Genomic DNA, 16,833 nt, shown 5'->3' with positions numbered 1-16,833 from the left:
ATAAAATTAAAAAATATACAGATCTGTATATTTTAATTTAGGTCGTAATTTTTATAGTCTGTGGAAATTGAAAAACATCACAATTCGCTCCACCTCCAATTCGATCTACCACTGCAAAATCACTTGGTGCCTCAAAGGTAAGCAAAGGATGATGCCATGTGCCTGCCCGATAATTGATACTTTGCTTCCCATTTGAAACAAATGCACATAGCTTTGAAATGTCGGGAGTATTCTCGTCTAAAGCGGGCGCGACAATAATTAAAAACTTTTGTTGCTGTAATGGAATAAATGCCTGAGACCCCTTGGGATGGCGCTCTAGCATTGAAATTTCCAGAGGTAGCACACTGGCCTTAATATTACGGAAAATACTAATTCCTGCCTTTGCTTCCCCTTCAATTTCAGTTTCAACGAGCGCATGGTAGCGCTCGGTGTGGGCATCGTTAATATGAAAAAAGTCATGCCCGTCGCAACAGATGACCTCTCCGAAGGGCTGAAAGTTTTCAATTGTTAAGGGCTGAATTTGAACATTCTTCATGATCATGACTTGGCAATTTTTCCCCATAAACGAACACGACTAATACCACCGTCTGGAATCATGTTAATGCGAATATGAGAGATTTTTTCATGCTGTAAAATCTCATTCACATATTCATGAATATGGTCCATTTGCATCGGTTGAGCTTCAAGTAAATAAGACCAGAACATACTTTGTGGAATTAGTTGTGCATCGGTTGCATTTTCAAGGTAAACCGCTTGAATGGATACTTGGGCAGGGAAGTTCCCTTTAAAGTGAGCCGTATCAATTTCAAGTTTCTCAATTTTTCCGCTTTTACCCAACGCAAGAATACACCAGTCATAACCCGGAGCTCGGCGGCGTTTGGTTTCCCATCCATCGCCCATGTTGACGCCACGACCGGGGTTAATCAAATTACGTGGATGTCCAAAGTGCGCATCGCTATAGGCAATTACACGACCACCATTTTCAAGGGCTAATAAATCCAGAGTTTGTTCGCTATCAGTCACCTGAATATGAACATCTCCATAGACACGTAAACGAGCAATACCACCATCTGGGAAAATATTGAGGCGTATATGAGTGAAAAGTGCATCATTATTGACCATAAAAATATGATGCTGGCTTGGGCCGAGTTCCGTATTTCCTAAAAGGCTCTCCCATTTTGCCCCTGTAAGGTCACCATTTGGTGCATAACAAGCTTCTAATGATGCAGATGCAGGATAATTTCCTGTAAAAAAGCTGGTATCAATATCAAGTGCACTGATTTTTCCACTTACACCTAGTTTTACGATGCACCAGTCATAGCCCGCATGACGTTTACGACGCGTTTCCCAACCGTCCATCCATTTGCCGTTGTCATCGAATTTATCTTCAACAAAAATAGGTGCATCAAATTGCAGCATACGCTTTGCTTCTGCAAAGAAATCATCTGAACACTCAATGACTTGTGCACCAATTCGGGCATCAGCCAAATTGGTTTTCGTATTCAAAATTTCAGGAAGTTCAAATGCTGGAGCGTGCAATGTTGCCATAGTGGATTATCCGTATTTCTTGTTAAAAACATGATTTTTCATTTAAAACTGCGCCAACACGGAGCGTGCTGAGACGAGTTTTACACGTAAATATATAAGCATGGTGCATGCCAGTTTTGTGGAAAAGCTAAATAAATTTTGAAGGATGGCATGTTTTTAGCATAAGCACTCTATAGGTGAATATCTATAGGAGCGTGTTATGAATGTGGTGATTATTGGTGCGGGAATGGGAGGTCTAACCACAGGCATTGCATTAAAAAAATTTGGTCACCAAGTTCGTATTTTTGAGCAAACTGAAAAGATTCTTCCAGTCGGTGCTGCAATTTCGCTGTGGTCGAATGGTGTCAAATGTCTAAACTATCTGGGATTAACTGACAAAATTGCCAAACTTGGTGGACAAATGGATGATTTGGCCTATGTGGATGGTCTAACTGGAGATGTGATGACACAATTCAGTTTACTACCATTAATTGAAGAAGTAGGCCAAAGACCTTATCCAGTTGCACGTGCCGATTTACAAAATATGCTGATGGATGAATTTGGCAGAGATCAGATTTATTTAGGCAAAAAAATGGTCAGCCTTGAAGACAAAGCTGATTATGTTGAGGCCCATTTTGCAGATGGTAGTTCAACACAGGCTGATCTATTAATTGGGGCTGACGGTACTCACTCACTTACACGGACCTATGTATTGGGCCAACAGGTACAGCGCCGTTATGCGGGTTATGTGAACTGGAATGGCTTGGTTGAAATATCTGAAGATTTAGCTCCAGCTCAGCAATGGACGACTTATGTGGGGGAAGGCAAGCGAGCTTCTTTAATGCCAGTTGCAGATGGTAAGTTCTATTTCTTTTTAGATGTGCCTTTGCCAGCAGGATTAGACAATAATCGAGATGACTATAAAAAACTTTTAAAACAATATTTTGCGGATTGGTGTTTGCCAGTACAGCAACTCATTGAGCGCCTAGACCCGCAAAAAACCAATCGGGTAGAAATCCATGACATTGAACCGTTTACTCAGTTTTATAAAGGTCGTGTAGTGATTTTAGGTGATGCTGCACACAGCACGACACCTGATATTGGTCAAGGCGGTTGCCAAGCGATGGAAGATGCGATTTATTTAGCGCGTTCTCTGCAAATTAACACTTTAGGTGTTGAAGATGCTTTACGTCGCTATCAAAACAAGCGTAATGAACGTGCAAATGAGTTGGTACTTCGTGCGCGTAAACGCTGTGATGTGACCCATATGAAAGATGAAAGCGTTACACAAGCATGGTATGCAGAATTACGCCGTGAACAAGGTGGACATATTATGCAGGGGATTATTAGCAATATTGTGGGTAATCCACTCGATTAAAACAAAAACAGCAAGGAATTACCCTTGCTGTTTTATCTTCTAAATCATAATTTTAGAAGTGGTATTTAACCAATGCGCTGACGTTATTTTCGTCTGCACCTTTAATACCGAATTTGTTATTCCACACAGAGTGCTCAATACCGAGGTATAGGCGTGTGTCAGGAGAAATGTGTTTACCTACATTCCATTTCCATTGTGTTGTCCAGTTCAACTCGCTGGCATGGTCGCCTTCAGCAGTTGACCAGTCAAGGAAACCATCTACCAAGAAATCTTCAGATCCTAATTTTAATGGAACGCCGTAAACGAATGTCATTTGATAATCGTCGTCAGTTTTCTCATTATTCGCGCGGTAGAAGTTTAAATTCGCATATTGGAAATATGGGATATCTAAGTCAACTGCAAAACCATAAAGGAAGTTGTCGAAGTTATTGCCGTTTTCACTGTTACTTTCCCAAGTGGTACTAATTAACACATCTTTAATTGGACCATACGCCAGTTTTTTCCCAGACACTTCGCCTAAGCTTAAACGTGGTGATAACTCAAAGTAAGTACTCTTGTGGTCATTTTCACCGCGCATGCGGTCCATGAAGAAAAATACATCAGCGTATTTAACTTTCGCAGCATATTCCAAAGTAATCGTGGTTTCTTTGTCATCTACAACTTCATAGTTCTCACCATAAAGTCCAGTCACACTAAAATCTTGCCAAATTGGTTTTGCCTGAACCATGGCAGTTGCAGATAACAAGGCACAAGTCGCCGCAAGTTGCTTTAATTGCATTTAAATGATCTCCCCCCAAATAAAGCACGCTAAGGATACAGGGTCTTAAGCAAAAATGAAGCCAAATTTGATCAACGGTTAAAAAAAAGCCCACCGAAGTGGGGCGCTAAAGACTAAATCTTTAATGAGTATTTCTTGTGTTTATTGTTTGGGTTAAATGCGGGGTACGCGAGCTGCGAAATGAGGGTAAATGATTAAATAATAAATTCAACAAGATAGCAAAGATACATGTTGAACTAATGCCCGAATGGAACAAAGTTTGTACCCAAACTGGAAAATGAGCATAAAACTCATGGTTAATAATTGGGATCATCCCTGCTGATAAAGCAGTCGCGACAATAATCAAATTTTTCTGATCGTTATAATCTATTTTTGCCAAAGTGCGAATTCCACTCGCTGCAACCGACCCAAACAAGACCAAACCTGCACCACCAAGTACGGGCATTGGAATCGCGGCAATCAAACGACCCATAATGGGGAGTAGGCCCAAAATAATGAGAATGACACCACCTGCTGCGACTACAAATCGGCTTTTGATGCCCGTAATTGCAACTAACCCAACATTTTGGGCAAAAGCACTTTGCATGAACGAACCAAAAATAGGCGCAAAAGCACTCGAAAACATATCGGCACGAACACCATCGGCGATCCGTTTCGAATCGACTTCAGTTCCTACAATGTCTCCGACAGCAATAATATCGGCTGTGGTTTCAGTCATAATCACTAAGGTAACGATCAACATCGACAAGATTGCACTAAGCTCGAAAGTCGGCAAACCAAATGCAAATAAGTGTGGGAATTGGAGCCATGCGCCTGAACTGACCTGAGTAAAATCACCAAAACCCATAAAGTAGGCGAGGGTGGTACCAGCAACAATAGCCAACAAAATCGATAAGCGTCGGATGCTTGCTTGCGGCAGCATATTTAGAAAAATCACAATACCTAAGGTCAGTAAGGCTAAAGAGATATTTTCTACACTACCCCAGTCAGGTGCTTTGTTGTTACCACCCATCATCCAGCGAATCGCAACGGGTAACAGAGATAGCCCAATAATCGTGATGACGCATCCAGTCACAACGGGTGGAAAAAACCGAATAATTTTTGAAAAGTAAGGCGCAAGGCACAGTCCAATCAGAGATGCGACAATCACCGCACCATACACAGCAGGTAAGCCGCCACCTGTAGTAATAATGGCGACCATGGTAGCCACGCCAGCAAAAGATACACCCTGAACCAAAGGTAATTTTGCACCTAAATATTTCGTTCCAATGGTCTGAATTAGTGTTGCCAATCCCCCGACAAATAGGGCAGCTGCAATGAGCATTCCGACTTGTGCTGAGCTTAAGCCAGCTGCTGTTCCAATAATGAGAGGCGGGGCTACAATGCCACCATACATGGTCAGCACATGCTGTAAGCCGTAAGCAAAACTTTTGGAAATTCCTAAATATTCATGCTCTGGAGAAATCGCATTTTTTTGCTGATGATTCATATTTTTCTCCTAATTATATTTGAATTAACTACCGCGATAAGTGGAGTAAGCAAACGGGCTGATTAGTAATGGAATGTGATAATGCTGATTGACGTCTTCTACAAAAAATTGAATACAAACACGTGGGAAAAAAGTTTTAATTTGCAGCGATGAAAAATAAGGTGCAATTTCAAATTCAAGTTGATAAGCACCTTCTGCAAAGTCGGTTATTCCAAAATCACCCACTCGACCGTCTGGATTAGTGGTTGCGGTCGCAATCAGTTCATGGGTTTCTGCATGAAACAACTTCACTTCTACGTGTGCAGCTGGTTTGCCTAAATTCGTATCTAAAATATGAGTGCTGATCATGCTTGTATTTCCTGAGATAGACGTAATAGAGCAATCGCTGAGAGTTGCTGATGTACAATTACTTTTTCGATAGCTAAGTCATGTTGTAAACGTTCGTGCAGCTTTTTTAAAATCTCATTGCTACTGAGGCCCGCTGCTTTAATTAAAAAAATAAAGCCAAACTTTTGTTCATAATCGAGGTTGCCTTGTAGCAGCGCTTGTTGCGTTTGTTCATCTAAAGAAATGCCAGCTTGTTCCTGATTTGAAAAATGTTGCTCTCTTGCATTGAGTTGCTTTTCTGCTTGCCGCTCACCAATTTTTGGGTGGGTTGCTAAAGCAGTTTTAATGTCTTGCCATGACCACATTTGACTTAAATTTTCTGCATGCTCTAAAAGAGATACTTTTGATGAATACGGACGTCCTGAGATGATTTTCTCGGCCCATGCTGGAATGTGGACACAGTTTTTTAACAAAGTCTTGAGTTGTTCGGGTGGGGCTTGATTAAACTCGGCTAAAAACACTGTTATTCCTAAACTTGTTGTCGTGATACAGAGTTTTAGCAATAACAGTGCCAATAGGGGTTCATGATTCGTTTATGAATTTGGAAAATTAAAAAAATCAATTATTTAGTTATGTGATTTTTATACCAATGTTCAGCAATGTCTTGACGACTACATATCCAGACTCGATCGTGCATTTGAATATAGTCGAGAAACTTTTGTAGTGCTTTAAAACGGCCTGGGCGCCCTAAAATACGGCAATGCATTCCAATCGACATCATTTTTGGTGCATTTTCTCCCTCTGCATACAGCACATCAAAACTATCTTTTAAATATTGAAAAAATTGTTCTGAACTATTAAATCCACCCGGTGAGCAGAATTTCATATCGTTACATTCCAGAGTATACGGAATAATCAGATGAGGACGTGATGCACCCGCAGCATTGGTGAGAGTCGTCCAAAAAGGCAGATCATCGCCATAATAATCAGAGTCGTATTGAATTTGTGGGAATTCTGCAAGTAATTGACGTGTATTAGGGCTATCACGTCCGGTGTACCAACCGATCACTTTATTTCCAAACAAGTTTTCTAAGACAGATAAAGCTTGTTCTATATGCTGTTTTTCTAACTCAATATCAGCATCTTGATAGTGAAGCCAACGGTAACCATGAGAAACCACATCATAATCAGCTTGCTTAATCGCTTCCACAATATAAGGATTGCGGACAAGTGCCATTGCAACTCCAAAAATGGTCATTGGAAGTTTGCGCTTTTGGAACTCATTATGAATGCGCCAAAAACCAGCACGTGAACCATATTCGTACATCGAGTCCATCGACATATGTTTGGCTGGGTAACTTGCAGCGCCAATAATCTCCGATAAAAACTGTTCTGAGCCATCATCGCCGTGCTCAATATGTTTTTCGCCACCTTCTTCATAATTAAGAACAAATTGCACTGCAATCTTGGCATTGTTAGGCCATTTAACTTGTGGAGGCTGTCCGTGATAACCGATCAAATCACGTGAATAAGGAGACTTTTGAATTTGCTCAATGAGCTCGGCTCCAGATAGATAAGATTTGGACACGATTGCTCTCCTTTTGTTCAATTTTTCATAAATATTTAAAAAATCAGCTTGCATATTTTTATAGATGGACTGATATTGAAGATATGAAGATCTTCAAAATAAATTAAAACCAGTACGTTTAAGTCAGGAGATAACAAACCATTACACCATCAAAATGTACAATTGAAGTCAGTTCATGCATGCTTAAAACATGCCAACATAAAAAAGTTTTGCATAGAAAAGATCCACAGTAAGAAAGAGAGGATGGTATTTATGAATATTGAAATCCGCACAGATAAAAACATCCATAACAGCGAACGTTTAATTACTTATGTACGTGCAGAACTTACTCAAGAATTCCAACGTCATAGCGAACGTATTACGCATTTTTCGGTTCATTTTAGTGATGAAAATGGGGACAAAGGTGGTGACAAAGATATCCACTGTATGATTGAAGCGCGTCCTTCAGGTTTAAAACCGGTTGCAGTGCACCATAAAGCAGGAAATATTGACGCTTCAATTCATGGCGCGATTGAAAAATTAAAACGTAGCCTCGAACATACTTTTGAGAAAAAAGAACACCCGAGAGGTGGGCAACCAGAATTCATTGATGATGAAGTTTAATTGAAAATGCTAAAAAGCCCTTCGGGGCTTTTTTTATATTTGATGAAAATAAAACTATTCACAACATTAGGTTTGCAATGCGATGCAATCAACCTCTAAAATCTGGAGAAGAGATTAGGCATAATAGCCCTAATATATTTTTGAGAGATGGTCATGTTAACCACCCAGCAGCAAGCTTTAATTAAAGCCATAGAAGAATTAGAACTCGCGCAAGTGCAGAAATTACTTGCTGACGGACTTGATCCGAACTTTATTGATCCAGAGCAAGGGCCACCTGTATCAATTATCTGTGACGGAATTTTTAAATGGTGGGAAAATGTATCGGAAGCTTATGAAGCTGGTACACCATTATCAAAAGAAGAGAAGCAACAATCGTTACAAGTTTATCTCGATATTCTTGAAGCCCTAATTCAAGCTAAAGCCAATGTACACCTTTGGGATGCAGAAGAGTTTTATGGCCCGTTATGGGATGCAGCAAGCTCGGCATGTGCTCCTGCTGTTCAACGTTTACTCGATGAAAAAGTTGATCCAAACTCACGTGATGAAGAAGGACTCACCGTTTTATCTTCAATCAGTCAGTTGTTCTTTGATTGCGATTTTGATGAAATAGATTGGTCAGAATCACTTGAAGAAGAGCGTGAAACATTAGAGTTATTGCGCCGTCATGGGGCTAAAATGACAAAAGAATTAACTACTTGATTGGACATTAAAATGAAAATAGTACAAATTTTAACTTTTGCCCTTACAACTGTTGCTGCTGGAAGTACTTTCGCAGCAGAGTTTTCCTTTGACCGTCCTGGAGCAGGCTTCGGAACAGGTATTACACCAGTGGGTAAGTTAGCTTGGGAACAAGGTTTACCTAGCGCGACTTATACAGAGTCGACTGTCGACGGCGTTAAAGAAAAGACCGTAACTGTAAGTGAAGATATGCTATTCCGTACAGGTTTGGCTGATGGCTTAGAATTACAATTAGGTTGGCAAGGTCCAGCATGGACTCAAACCAAACGTGCTGGCAAAAAAACTGACAATTCAGGCTTTGGTGATGTAAGCATCGGTTTGAAAAAAGCAATTGATCTAGATGATGAAAACTTATCAATGGCTGTGTTAGCTCAGGCTGTCATTGCAACTGGTAATGATGAATTTACTGCGCATGATGATATTTATAGCCTAAGCTCAGCAGTGGCTTATAAGTATGATGACTTGATTGATACCTCAATTACCATGCGTTACGAAGTGCAAAACAGTAATTGGGCTGTGACTGCAATTCCAGCAATCAACTATAAGATAGCTGGTAAACTTTCTGGATATTCTGAATTCATTTACCGTAAAGCTGAAAGCCAAGACTATGAATACGGTTTAGGTACAGGTTTAGTTTACGCTGTAAATAATCGTACTCAGCTTGACGCAAGTATCGGGGTCGATTTAGAGGGTCAAGACAAGAGCTACAATGGTGGCTTAGGCGTGGCGTTCTTGTTCTAATCGAAGCAATTTAAATTTATGTTAATGAAAAAGCTTATTCATCAGGGAATTCTTTATTTTCTAGCAGTCGCTGTTTGTGTGTTTAGCCAGTTGGTTTCCGCACAAGATAAGCTGCTCTCGCCCGAACAAGCTTTTTCATTTTCGGTTGAATCTTCTGAGCCGCATACTGCGAGTTTATCTTGGCAGATTCAGCCAAATTACTATCTATATCAGCATAAATTTACCGTACAACAAGGTACTCAACCTTTAGCTTTAAAATTACCTAAAGCGATTGCTCAATATGATGAAAATTATGGGCAAAGTCAGGTTTACTACCATCAAGTTAATTTCAAAATTAAAACAAAGCCTTCAGAGCACTATAGTGTGACTTGGCAGGGCTGTGCCAAAGATCGTATTTGTTATCCGCCACAAACCATTGAGTTTCAAACTGATGCAGATGGCTTGGTCGGTGTGCAAAACCAAGCAGGAACAGCGCCAAAACGATTGCTAGATTTGGCAAATACTCAACCGGAAGCTTCCTCAGATTCAAAACTTTTAGAAAAAGAGCAGAGTATAGAGCCTGTAATAGATCCATCTACGCCACAAATTGCACAAGATCAGATCTGGTCAGCTAAGTTAATTGAGCACTCGCTTTGGTATGGAATTTTATTATTTCTCGGTTTAGGCATGTTGCTCGCATTTACGCCATGTTCTTTACCGATGTTGCCTATTTTAACTTCGCTAATTATTCGAGAACATAAAGGTCTAAAAGCTTGGACCATTGCACTTACTTTTGTTTGCAGCATGGCATTGGTCTATGCAGGTTTAGGTTTAATTGCTTCTTCAGCAGGCTTAAATTTTCAACGCTGGTTACAACAGCCTGCGACTTTAATTGCTTTTAGTTTGTTGTTTATTGTATTCGCTCTGAACTTATTTGGCTTATTTGAAATTCGTTTACCACAAACATGGTTAAACAGACTTGACCGTATTCAGTCAATGCAACAAGGCGGCACTTTAGTCGGTGCGGGAGTCATGGGTGTGGTTTCTGCACTCTTGGTCGGTCCTTGTATGACTGCACCTCTCGCTGGAACTTTATTATTTATTTCTCAAACACAAAACCAATGGCAAGGTGCTTTGCTTTTATTTTGCCTAGGTTTTGGAATGGGAATTCCGCTACTGCTGGCAAGTATTTTAGGGGCAAAATTTTTACCTAAAGCGGGTGACTGGATGCATCAGATTAAAGTGATTTTTGCTTTTCTGATGTTGGGGTTAAGTCTCTACTTTATTCGTCCTTTATTGCCAGATTGGAGCATGCAAGTACTTAGTCTAGTACTAGGCCTCGCTTTTATAGCATATGCTGTTTATCAGTTTTTCTGGAAAAAAGGACAGCTACAATGGCTCTACGCGATCTTATTGTTAGTCGTTACCCCTTTTGTAGTCTATAACCAATATCAACATATTCAAAATCGAAATTTGCAAAGTTCCGAGCACATGGCCGAGTGGCATGTTGTGACTAGCGCGGCAGACTTCCAAAAGATTTTAGCAGCAGCGCCTACTGATCGAGCTATTGTGGTTGATGTATATGCCGATTGGTGTGTTGCTTGCCAACCAATTGAGCACCGTATTTTAAAAGCACCTGAGGTTCAGTCTGCTCTTGCACCTTACTATTTAATTAAGCTTGATTTGAGTCATTATGACCAGTCACATGAAGCGCTACTCAAGCAATGGAATATTTTGGGACCACCGACCTATCTATTTTTAAGCCCAGAGCAAAAAGAGATTCGTGCTCTACGCTTAACGGGTGCTTTTAGTCAGCAAGAACTTTTGCAACAACTTGCGAGTTTGGCAAAGCTCAAAGAATCATAAGGTATCAATAGTTTCGGTCTGATGAAATGTACGTACCTGATTACGGCCTGAAGCTTTTACCGCATAGAGAGCTTGGTCAGCCTGTCGAATAACAAGATAAGGGTCCTGTGCAAAAGCTGAACTGCTTATTCCAAAACTTGCACTAATATGAATAGGACTATTTTGAGCACTACAAACAGGTAATTCTTGTAAAGCACAGCGACAACGCTCAGCAATTTTTTCTGCTTGAATAATATCGGTGTGGGGGAGTAATAAAATAAATTCCTCTCCACCAAATCGACCAATAATATCCTCGCTACGCAAGTTCTCAGAAAGACATTGAGCGATTTCAATTAAGACCTGATCACCTTGGTGATGGCCATATATGTCATTAATTTTTTTAAAATGATCGATATCAAGAAGTACCACAGCATAATCAAATTGCTGTTGGTGTAGCGACTCTAAATGCGTATTTAAACTACGTCTATTTAATACATTAGTTAATGGGTCGATTTGGCTTAAGCGTTGAATATAAGTTTCGCGCTGACGCCATTGGGTGAGTAATATTTCAAATAAAATAAAACATGCCAATAAAATGGGCATAATAAAAAAAGCCATGCTTCCTAACCAAAAAGGATTGGTTTGAGCACGTTGCATGGCAATCAGATTAAATAAGGGGGCGTAAGGCACAACACCTTTCATACTCAAATAAGTACATACGATTAAAATAATTGTTGCAGGTATAAGGGCGCTATAAACAATTTTTCGGTCAAATAACACCAGACCTACCCCAATCGTGCCGACATAACCGACCATAGTGGCGGGGCTAATGCTGCCAATTAAATATCCATCGTGGCATAGCATGAGCGTAAAAAATTGCACGCTCACTAAAGGAATAATTCGTTGAGCCCATTCATCATTTTTGTAACGATAGCAGGGGATAATCAAAAGAGCCAATAAAAATAAGGTTAATAAATTGAGCCAGATTTGCGACTCAACTAAAGGTAAATGTGTCCATTGCCAGACACTCGGAGTAATTAGAATATAGCCTTTCCATAAAATCCAACTGAAATTCATTGCACAGGCAAGTGTAAGCATCAGTGCGCTTTTTTGTAGTGGTGTCCAGTTGATGATGTGATTATTGTAGATGAAATCGATTATCACCTGTTTTATTCTATGTATTGGCTGAGTGATGAAACGACTTTTCATAATAAGTAAGGCCTCCTAAATATAGATGCCTCTTTGTTGGACCATCCTAAAATTGGATTGTTTAAATAATTTATATTTTAAACATAACATGATTTTCATTTTATATATGATGACTTTTTATAAAGAAAATGATGTGAAAAGTTTTATTCACTGTTCACACCATTTATAGATAAATTAAGTTTTATCAAGTTCGTGAGCAAATTCAGCAATATCTGCCAATGCTTGTTTAGCCTCATCAAACCATGCATTAAACATCTGGAAGTTATGCCACATGCCTGTATAAAGTTTGAATTGAACTTTAACGCCAGCATCTTCAGCTTTCTCTCTAAAACGTTTGGCATCGTCTAATAAGATTTCTTTAGACCCCACTTGAACCAAAGTGGGCGGTAGACCATGCAAGTCATCGAAAATAGGCGAAACACGTGGGTCATCAGCTGCAATATGATTGCCTATATAGTACTGAGTTCCTGTTTGCAGCGCTTCAATAGAGAGTAAGGCATCATGTTTTTTATTAAATCTGAGCGACTCGCTGGTTAGGGTTAAATCTAAAAATGGAGATAGCAAAATCAGGCCACTTGGCATGAGCTCAGGTTGTTCTTTTAAACGTAAGCAAAGTGCTAGCGCTAAATTTGCTCCACATGAATCACCTGACAAAATAATATCTTTAGGCTGAACACCTTGTACTACTAAAGATTGATAGATGTCATATAGGGCTTCAGTTGCCTCAGGATAAGGATGCTCTGGTGCAAGTGGATAGTCCACATGAATAATCTGCATTTGAGTACGGGCAGCTAAATCCGTCATGAAAGCATGGTGTGTTTTGACACTGCCAAGAAAAAAAGCGCCGCCGTGAATATGAAAAATCAGTTGAGTGGCAGAATCTTGTGGTTTGATTTCTTCACCTTTAATGCCTGCTAACCGAATTGGGCGTACAGAAACATTTTTTTGCCTTGGGAAAGCACGACAGATCTGATCTAGAACGGGACGTAAGGCGGTAGCCGGCAAATTTAACTGACTTGGCTTGCGAATTGTTGTTTTAAGAAAAGTTTCTGTAAAATAATATTTCCAAACATTTGATATATTCATAGAGCATCCATTTTTATGCTAGTTTCTTGTTTTCTTGTAAATTTTATTTTGCAAGATTACAAGGTTACACGAAACAGTCACATTCAAAAATTGCAATATCTTTGCGACTTCTGAATACTAAAAATCTTGAAAGACCCAAGGATATTACAAAAATGAAAAAGATTGCTTTAGCTTTAGGACTCATTGGTATGGCTGCATTTGCCAATGCGGCTGATTCACTCAATGGAACGGTATGGAAAACGATTGATGATCAGACCAACAAGCCAAAAGCCGTAGTGAAATTTACGGAACAGAAGGACGGAACCTTAACTGCAACCATTCAAAACATTTTGACACCGGGCGAAGAAAACGCTTGTACAAAATGTGAAGGTCCGTATAAAAACAAACCACTTAAAGGTGTCACCATTGTACATAATTTAAAAAATGTAGGTGGTAACAGTTATGAAAACGGTACGATTTTAGACCCAAAATCTGGTAAAACTTACAAACTGAAAGGTGAGTTAACCGATGGCGGCAAAAAGCTTAAATTACGTGGTTATATTGGCGTTTCTGCACTTGGTCGTAATCAAACATGGATTCGCGCTAACTAAAAGTTTTAATAAAAAAACGAGCCATATGGCTCGTTTTTTTATGCTTGGATGTTTTGATAGGTAGATTCATCAAAACCTACAATGAAACCTTGTGAGGTTTGTAAAACAGGTCTTTTAATTAAACTAGGTTGAGCAATAAGTGCTTCAATAAGGTTATCTTCACTGCTTAAAGCACGATTTTGTTCTTCTTCTGAAAGCTTACGCCAAGTCGTTCCTTTTTTATTGAGAACTGTATCTTGCCCAATTTCTTTTAACCAGATCTTTAGAGTATCTGCATCAATGCCTTGTTTTTTATAATCGTGAAAATCATAGTTAAGCGATTTGGCTTGCAAAGCATCAAATGCTTTTTTCATTGAATTACAGTTTTTAATTCCATAAATTTTTAACATTTTATCGGACCATGTCAAAAAGAGAGAGCACACAGCCTAACCCAAAAAGCTTTTAAGCACTACTTTATACCGATACTTTTAAAACAAATGAAAATTAATGATTAATCGAAAGAGAAATGTCATGTTATTGTCATAAGACAAAGCGATAATGAGCTTAATAAGAAGAAATTAAAACTAAAAGAACTTAGCGCAAAAAATAAGAGACTTAAAAAGAGAAAACCCGCATTTAATCATCCTGATCATGCGGGTCTCATTTCAACGTCCAATGTCACATCCTTGCAAATAAACTTATCATAAGTTTATTTTATCTTCCTACGGCGTCCTATCCTTTTGCGTCATCCTGACTGCTTCCCTGTGCCGTGCAGCTATAATGCCGTTAAAGCTGTGTAAGAAAAATACTCAAAAACGACATATGCTGTAAGCGAAAACGACAATGCAAGTGAACAAGTGTTCACTTACTCTTGAATTTTATAGTCGATGATAACAGGCGCGTGATCGCTAAACCATTGATCTTTAAAGACCCATGCATTGGCTACACGTGTTTTCCAGTCTGGTGAACACGCTTGATAGTCAATACGCCACCCTACATTTTTTGCACGAGCTTGACCGCGATTTGACCACCATGAATAAAGTTCTGCTTCGGCGCGAACTACACGGAAAGTATCGACATAGCCAAGCTCATCGTAAATATGGTCAAGCCAAGCACGCTCATGTGGTAAACAACCAGATGATTTCTGGTTACCTGACCAGTTTTTGATATCAATTCGTTTATGAACAATATTGTAGTCACCACAAATGATGACTGACTTGTTTTCATCACGCCATTGTTTCAAGATTTTTGCGTATTCACCTAAAAATAAATCTTTACGTGCTTGCGCTTCTTCACCACTTGAGCCTGAAGGTAAGTATAATGATGCAATATGTACCGGATGTGACAAACCTAAATCGAATTCCGCAGAAATAAAGCGGCCTTGACTGTCAGCTAGTTCAAACCCTAAACCATCTTTAACAGAGACGAAGGGTAGGCGGCTATATATCGCAGTTCCCGCGTAACCTGCACGCTCTGCTGGAAAGAGATGGGTATGCCATCCTTCGGGTCTAAATTTTTCAGTCCATTGTTCATGGGTAATGCGGCTTTCCTGCATGCATACGACATCGGCATCTGATTGTTCTAACCATTCAAGTAAGCCTTTCGTTACTGAAGAACGTAAGCCATTTACGTTAATGGAAACGACTCGAAGAATTTTTACATCACTTGGATACTGATCCTTTGGTATCATGCGAAAATTTAACCTCAATTGTGAATTTGGAGCACCTCATGACAACGCCTGTGTCATTTCACCCGCAAGCATTTATCGAACTCGCATTATCACGCGGTGTGCTTAAATTTGGTGAGTTTACTTTAAAATCTGGACGCGTGAGTCCTTATTTTTTTAATGCAGGCCTACTCAACGATGGTGAAGCTTTATCTCTTTTAGCGCAAGGCTATGCCGATAAATTAACACAATGCCAAAATGTTGATGTGATTTTTGGACCAGCTTACAAAGGTATTCCTTTTGTAGCAGCGACTGCTGTTGCTTTGTCGCAAGTCCATAACAAAAGTGTGCCATGGGGCTTTAACCGTAAAGAAGCGAAAGATCATGGTGAAGGCGGTGTTCTAGTTGGTGCTGCGGTTGAAGGTAAAAAAGTCTGGATTATTGACGACGTAATTACCGCAGGTACAGCGATTCGTGAAGTTGTAACGATCTTGAAAAATGCTGGTGCAACTATAGCGGGCGTTTTGGTGGCATTAGATCGTCAAGAACGTGGTCAAGGTGAGCTTTCTGCAATTCAAGAAGTTCAAAAAGAATTAGAAATTCCTGTACACGCACTGATTACCATGAAAGATTTAATGGATTATTTAGAAGCGAAAGGCGAAACAGAAGCGCTAGCAAATATGCAAGCTTATCGCGAGAAATACGGGATTTGATTTTTAATAATATAAAAGGAAGGAGCGCTTGAGCTCTTCTTCCTTTTATGACTAATTATTTTTTATGTAGTTCAGAACACATGCCATTTCTAAAATTCTATTTGCCATAGAATTAGGAATAGCTGGTACTTCTTTTGGAAATTCTACTTCTTCTATCGAAAATATTTTAGAATTCGTAATTGAATAAGTTGCTGTAGACAACAACATCATTTTTTTATTTTTGCAGTCAAATTGCCATAACCCTATAGAGTTTAAATCTCCTAGATTGACTGATGTAGTTTTAACTGGGGCTACTACGATGGAATCTGAAATAGATTTAATTAGTTGATAACTCAAATAATGAATTTTTGTATCATCTCTAGCATAACTGATCCATCCTTTATTGAGGTTGTCTTTAATACTATTTTGCTGTTGTTTTGATAAGTCTTGATATGTATCAATTGAAAGAGTAATGATTTTTGCCTCTGTTGATAGCGATAAAAAAAATAATAAAAAAGTTAAAATAAACTGTTTATTCATATTGTTGATTTAATTGGTATCTTTAATGAGAAAAGTATAATCTAAAAATTAAATATTTTATTTATTGAAGATAAAAAA

General features: G+C 39.2%; 19 protein-coding genes. 7 read left to right on the top strand and 12 right to left on the bottom strand.

Annotated elements, in window-relative coordinates; genetic code table 11:
- Positions 1-37: 37 nt before the first annotated feature.
- Together AC1PJP_RS03410 and alc are read right to left on the bottom strand one after the other, a co-directional pair.
- Complete coding sequence (locus AC1PJP_RS03410; protein WP_174739480.1) at positions 38-541, bottom strand: ureidoglycolate lyase; 504 nt, start codon at positions 539-541, stop codon at positions 38-40.
- Positions 538-1,548, bottom strand: a complete 1,011-nt coding sequence (gene alc, locus AC1PJP_RS03405; protein WP_479766526.1) for an allantoicase — start codon at positions 1,546-1,548, stop codon at positions 538-540. The genes AC1PJP_RS03410 and alc overlap by 4 nt, the downstream gene beginning before the upstream one ends.
- Positions 1,549-1,747: 199 nt before the next feature.
- Between alc and hpxO the strand changes: the two genes are divergently transcribed.
- Positions 1,748-2,905: an FAD-dependent urate hydroxylase HpxO gene (gene hpxO / locus AC1PJP_RS03400; protein WP_464849102.1), complete on the top strand. Its 1,158-nt coding sequence runs from the start codon at positions 1,748-1,750 to the stop codon at positions 2,903-2,905.
- 52 nt (positions 2,906-2,957) lie between these two features.
- On the opposite strand, the gene AC1PJP_RS03395 is transcribed toward hpxO, so the two are convergent.
- From AC1PJP_RS03395 to puuE, 5 genes are all read right to left on the bottom strand, one after another.
- On the bottom strand, positions 2,958-3,683 hold the full coding sequence (locus AC1PJP_RS03395; protein ID WP_005300575.1) for an outer membrane protein OmpK: 726 nt from the start codon (positions 3,681-3,683) through the stop codon (positions 2,958-2,960).
- Between the two features lie 121 nt (positions 3,684-3,804).
- Positions 3,805-5,172 carry a nucleobase:cation symporter-2 family protein gene (locus AC1PJP_RS03390; RefSeq protein WP_479766525.1) on the bottom strand — a complete coding sequence of 456 codons (1,368 nt, stop codon included), beginning with the start codon at positions 5,170-5,172 and terminating at the stop codon, positions 3,805-3,807.
- A gap of 24 nt (positions 5,173-5,196) precedes the next feature.
- Positions 5,197-5,520 carry a hydroxyisourate hydrolase gene (uraH, locus tag AC1PJP_RS03385; protein WP_416717846.1) on the bottom strand — a complete coding sequence of 108 codons (324 nt, stop codon included), beginning with the start codon at positions 5,518-5,520 and terminating at the stop codon, positions 5,197-5,199.
- Positions 5,517-6,020, bottom strand: a complete 504-nt coding sequence (gene uraD / locus AC1PJP_RS03380) for a 2-oxo-4-hydroxy-4-carboxy-5-ureidoimidazoline decarboxylase (protein ID WP_151821823.1) — start codon at positions 6,018-6,020, stop codon at positions 5,517-5,519. Before uraD ends, uraH begins: the two co-directional genes overlap by 4 nt.
- 101 nt (positions 6,021-6,121) lie before the next feature.
- The gene (gene puuE / locus AC1PJP_RS03375) at positions 6,122-7,087 is read right to left on the bottom strand and encodes an allantoinase PuuE (RefSeq protein ID WP_013196584.1); all 966 of its coding nucleotides are present in this window, start codon (positions 7,085-7,087) and stop codon (positions 6,122-6,124) included.
- A gap of 252 nt (positions 7,088-7,339) precedes the next feature.
- Here puuE and AC1PJP_RS03370 point away from each other — a divergent pair, with 252 nt between their 5' ends.
- From AC1PJP_RS03370 to dsbD, 4 genes are all read left to right on the top strand, one after another.
- Positions 7,340-7,690 carry an HPF/RaiA family ribosome-associated protein gene (locus AC1PJP_RS03370; protein ID WP_001019316.1) on the top strand — a complete coding sequence of 117 codons (351 nt, stop codon included), beginning with the start codon at positions 7,340-7,342 and terminating at the stop codon, positions 7,688-7,690.
- 153 nt (positions 7,691-7,843) lie between these two features.
- On the top strand, positions 7,844-8,389 hold the full coding sequence (locus AC1PJP_RS03365; protein WP_013196585.1) for an ankyrin repeat domain-containing protein: 546 nt from the start codon (positions 7,844-7,846) through the stop codon (positions 8,387-8,389).
- A 12-nt stretch (positions 8,390-8,401) separates the two neighbouring features.
- Entirely contained in the window at positions 8,402-9,169 is a 768-nt protein-coding gene (locus tag AC1PJP_RS03360; protein ID WP_023274357.1) for a transporter, read from the top strand.
- A gap of 18 nt (positions 9,170-9,187) precedes the next feature.
- Positions 9,188-11,014 (top strand): protein-disulfide reductase DsbD, encoded by a 1,827-nt coding sequence (gene dsbD / locus AC1PJP_RS03355; RefSeq protein WP_250375024.1) that lies wholly within the window; start codon positions 9,188-9,190, stop codon positions 11,012-11,014.
- Here the strand turns inward: dsbD and AC1PJP_RS03350 are convergent.
- Both AC1PJP_RS03350 and AC1PJP_RS03345 read right to left on the bottom strand, forming a co-directional pair.
- Positions 11,009-12,202 carry a GGDEF domain-containing protein gene (locus AC1PJP_RS03350; protein WP_250375025.1) on the bottom strand — a complete coding sequence of 398 codons (1,194 nt, stop codon included), beginning with the start codon at positions 12,200-12,202 and terminating at the stop codon, positions 11,009-11,011. The two genes, dsbD and AC1PJP_RS03350, sit on opposite strands and share 6 nt — an antisense overlap.
- 174 nt (positions 12,203-12,376) lie before the next feature.
- Positions 12,377-13,288 carry an alpha/beta hydrolase gene (locus AC1PJP_RS03345; protein ID WP_151988755.1) on the bottom strand — a complete coding sequence of 304 codons (912 nt, stop codon included), beginning with the start codon at positions 13,286-13,288 and terminating at the stop codon, positions 12,377-12,379.
- Positions 13,289-13,440: 152 nt separating this feature from the next.
- Here AC1PJP_RS03345 and AC1PJP_RS03340 point away from each other — a divergent pair, with 152 nt between their 5' ends.
- Positions 13,441-13,878, top strand: a complete 438-nt coding sequence (locus AC1PJP_RS03340; RefSeq protein ID WP_002121971.1) for a DUF2147 domain-containing protein — start codon at positions 13,441-13,443, stop codon at positions 13,876-13,878.
- A 38-nt stretch (positions 13,879-13,916) separates the two neighbouring features.
- Here the strand turns inward: AC1PJP_RS03340 and AC1PJP_RS03335 are convergent, their stop codons facing one another.
- Both AC1PJP_RS03335 and AC1PJP_RS03330 read right to left on the bottom strand, forming a co-directional pair.
- Positions 13,917-14,267, bottom strand: coding sequence for an arsenate reductase (locus AC1PJP_RS03335; protein ID WP_151827220.1), 351 nt, complete (start codon positions 14,265-14,267; stop codon positions 13,917-13,919).
- Between the two features lie 455 nt (positions 14,268-14,722).
- Positions 14,723-15,547, bottom strand: coding sequence for an exodeoxyribonuclease III (locus AC1PJP_RS03330; protein WP_005300601.1), 825 nt, complete (start codon positions 15,545-15,547; stop codon positions 14,723-14,725).
- Between the two features lie 38 nt (positions 15,548-15,585).
- Here AC1PJP_RS03330 and pyrE point away from each other — a divergent pair, with 38 nt between their 5' ends.
- Positions 15,586-16,236, top strand: coding sequence for an orotate phosphoribosyltransferase (pyrE, locus tag AC1PJP_RS03325; protein ID WP_049837532.1), 651 nt, complete (start codon positions 15,586-15,588; stop codon positions 16,234-16,236).
- Positions 16,237-16,287: 51 nt separating this feature from the next.
- Here the strand turns inward: pyrE and AC1PJP_RS03320 are convergent, their stop codons facing one another.
- Positions 16,288-16,755, bottom strand: coding sequence for a surface-adhesin E family protein (locus AC1PJP_RS03320; RefSeq protein ID WP_199945562.1), 468 nt, complete (start codon positions 16,753-16,755; stop codon positions 16,288-16,290).
- Positions 16,756-16,833 lie beyond the last annotated feature (78 nt).

Source organism: Acinetobacter sp. V116_7 (genome assembly GCF_056735735.1).
This window is presented reverse-complemented; position numbering and strand designations above follow the sequence as displayed.

Excerpts from the sequence above, each read along its gene's own strand:
- AC1PJP_RS03410 (WP_174739480.1), bottom strand. The coding sequence starts at position 541 with ATGATCATGAAGAATGTTCAAATTCAGCCCTTAACAATTGAAAACTTT.
- alc (WP_479766526.1), bottom strand. The coding sequence starts at position 1,548 with ATGGCAACATTGCACGCTCCAGCATTTGAACTTCCTGAAATTTTGAAT.
- hpxO (WP_464849102.1), top strand. The coding sequence starts at position 1,748 with ATGAATGTGGTGATTATTGGTGCGGGAATGGGAGGTCTAACCACAGGC.
- AC1PJP_RS03395 (WP_005300575.1), bottom strand. The coding sequence starts at position 3,683 with ATGCAATTAAAGCAACTTGCGGCGACTTGTGCCTTGTTATCTGCAACT.
- AC1PJP_RS03390 (WP_479766525.1), bottom strand. The coding sequence starts at position 5,172 with ATGAATCATCAGCAAAAAAATGCGATTTCTCCAGAGCATGAATATTTA.
- uraH (WP_416717846.1), bottom strand. The coding sequence starts at position 5,520 with ATGATCAGCACTCATATTTTAGATACGAATTTAGGCAAACCAGCTGCA.
- AC1PJP_RS03370 (WP_001019316.1), top strand. The coding sequence starts at position 7,340 with ATGAATATTGAAATCCGCACAGATAAAAACATCCATAACAGCGAACGT.
- AC1PJP_RS03365 (WP_013196585.1), top strand. The coding sequence starts at position 7,844 with ATGTTAACCACCCAGCAGCAAGCTTTAATTAAAGCCATAGAAGAATTA.
- AC1PJP_RS03360 (WP_023274357.1), top strand. The coding sequence starts at position 8,402 with ATGAAAATAGTACAAATTTTAACTTTTGCCCTTACAACTGTTGCTGCT.
- dsbD (WP_250375024.1), top strand. The coding sequence starts at position 9,188 with ATGTTAATGAAAAAGCTTATTCATCAGGGAATTCTTTATTTTCTAGCA.
- AC1PJP_RS03350 (WP_250375025.1), bottom strand. The coding sequence starts at position 12,202 with ATGAAAAGTCGTTTCATCACTCAGCCAATACATAGAATAAAACAGGTG.
- AC1PJP_RS03345 (WP_151988755.1), bottom strand. The coding sequence starts at position 13,288 with ATGAATATATCAAATGTTTGGAAATATTATTTTACAGAAACTTTTCTT.
- AC1PJP_RS03340 (WP_002121971.1), top strand. The coding sequence starts at position 13,441 with ATGAAAAAGATTGCTTTAGCTTTAGGACTCATTGGTATGGCTGCATTT.
- AC1PJP_RS03335 (WP_151827220.1), bottom strand. The coding sequence starts at position 14,267 with ATGTTAAAAATTTATGGAATTAAAAACTGTAATTCAATGAAAAAAGCA.
- AC1PJP_RS03330 (WP_005300601.1), bottom strand. The coding sequence starts at position 15,547 with ATGATACCAAAGGATCAGTATCCAAGTGATGTAAAAATTCTTCGAGTC.
- pyrE (WP_049837532.1), top strand. The coding sequence starts at position 15,586 with ATGACAACGCCTGTGTCATTTCACCCGCAAGCATTTATCGAACTCGCA.
- AC1PJP_RS03320 (WP_199945562.1), bottom strand. The coding sequence starts at position 16,755 with ATGAATAAACAGTTTATTTTAACTTTTTTATTATTTTTTTTATCGCTA.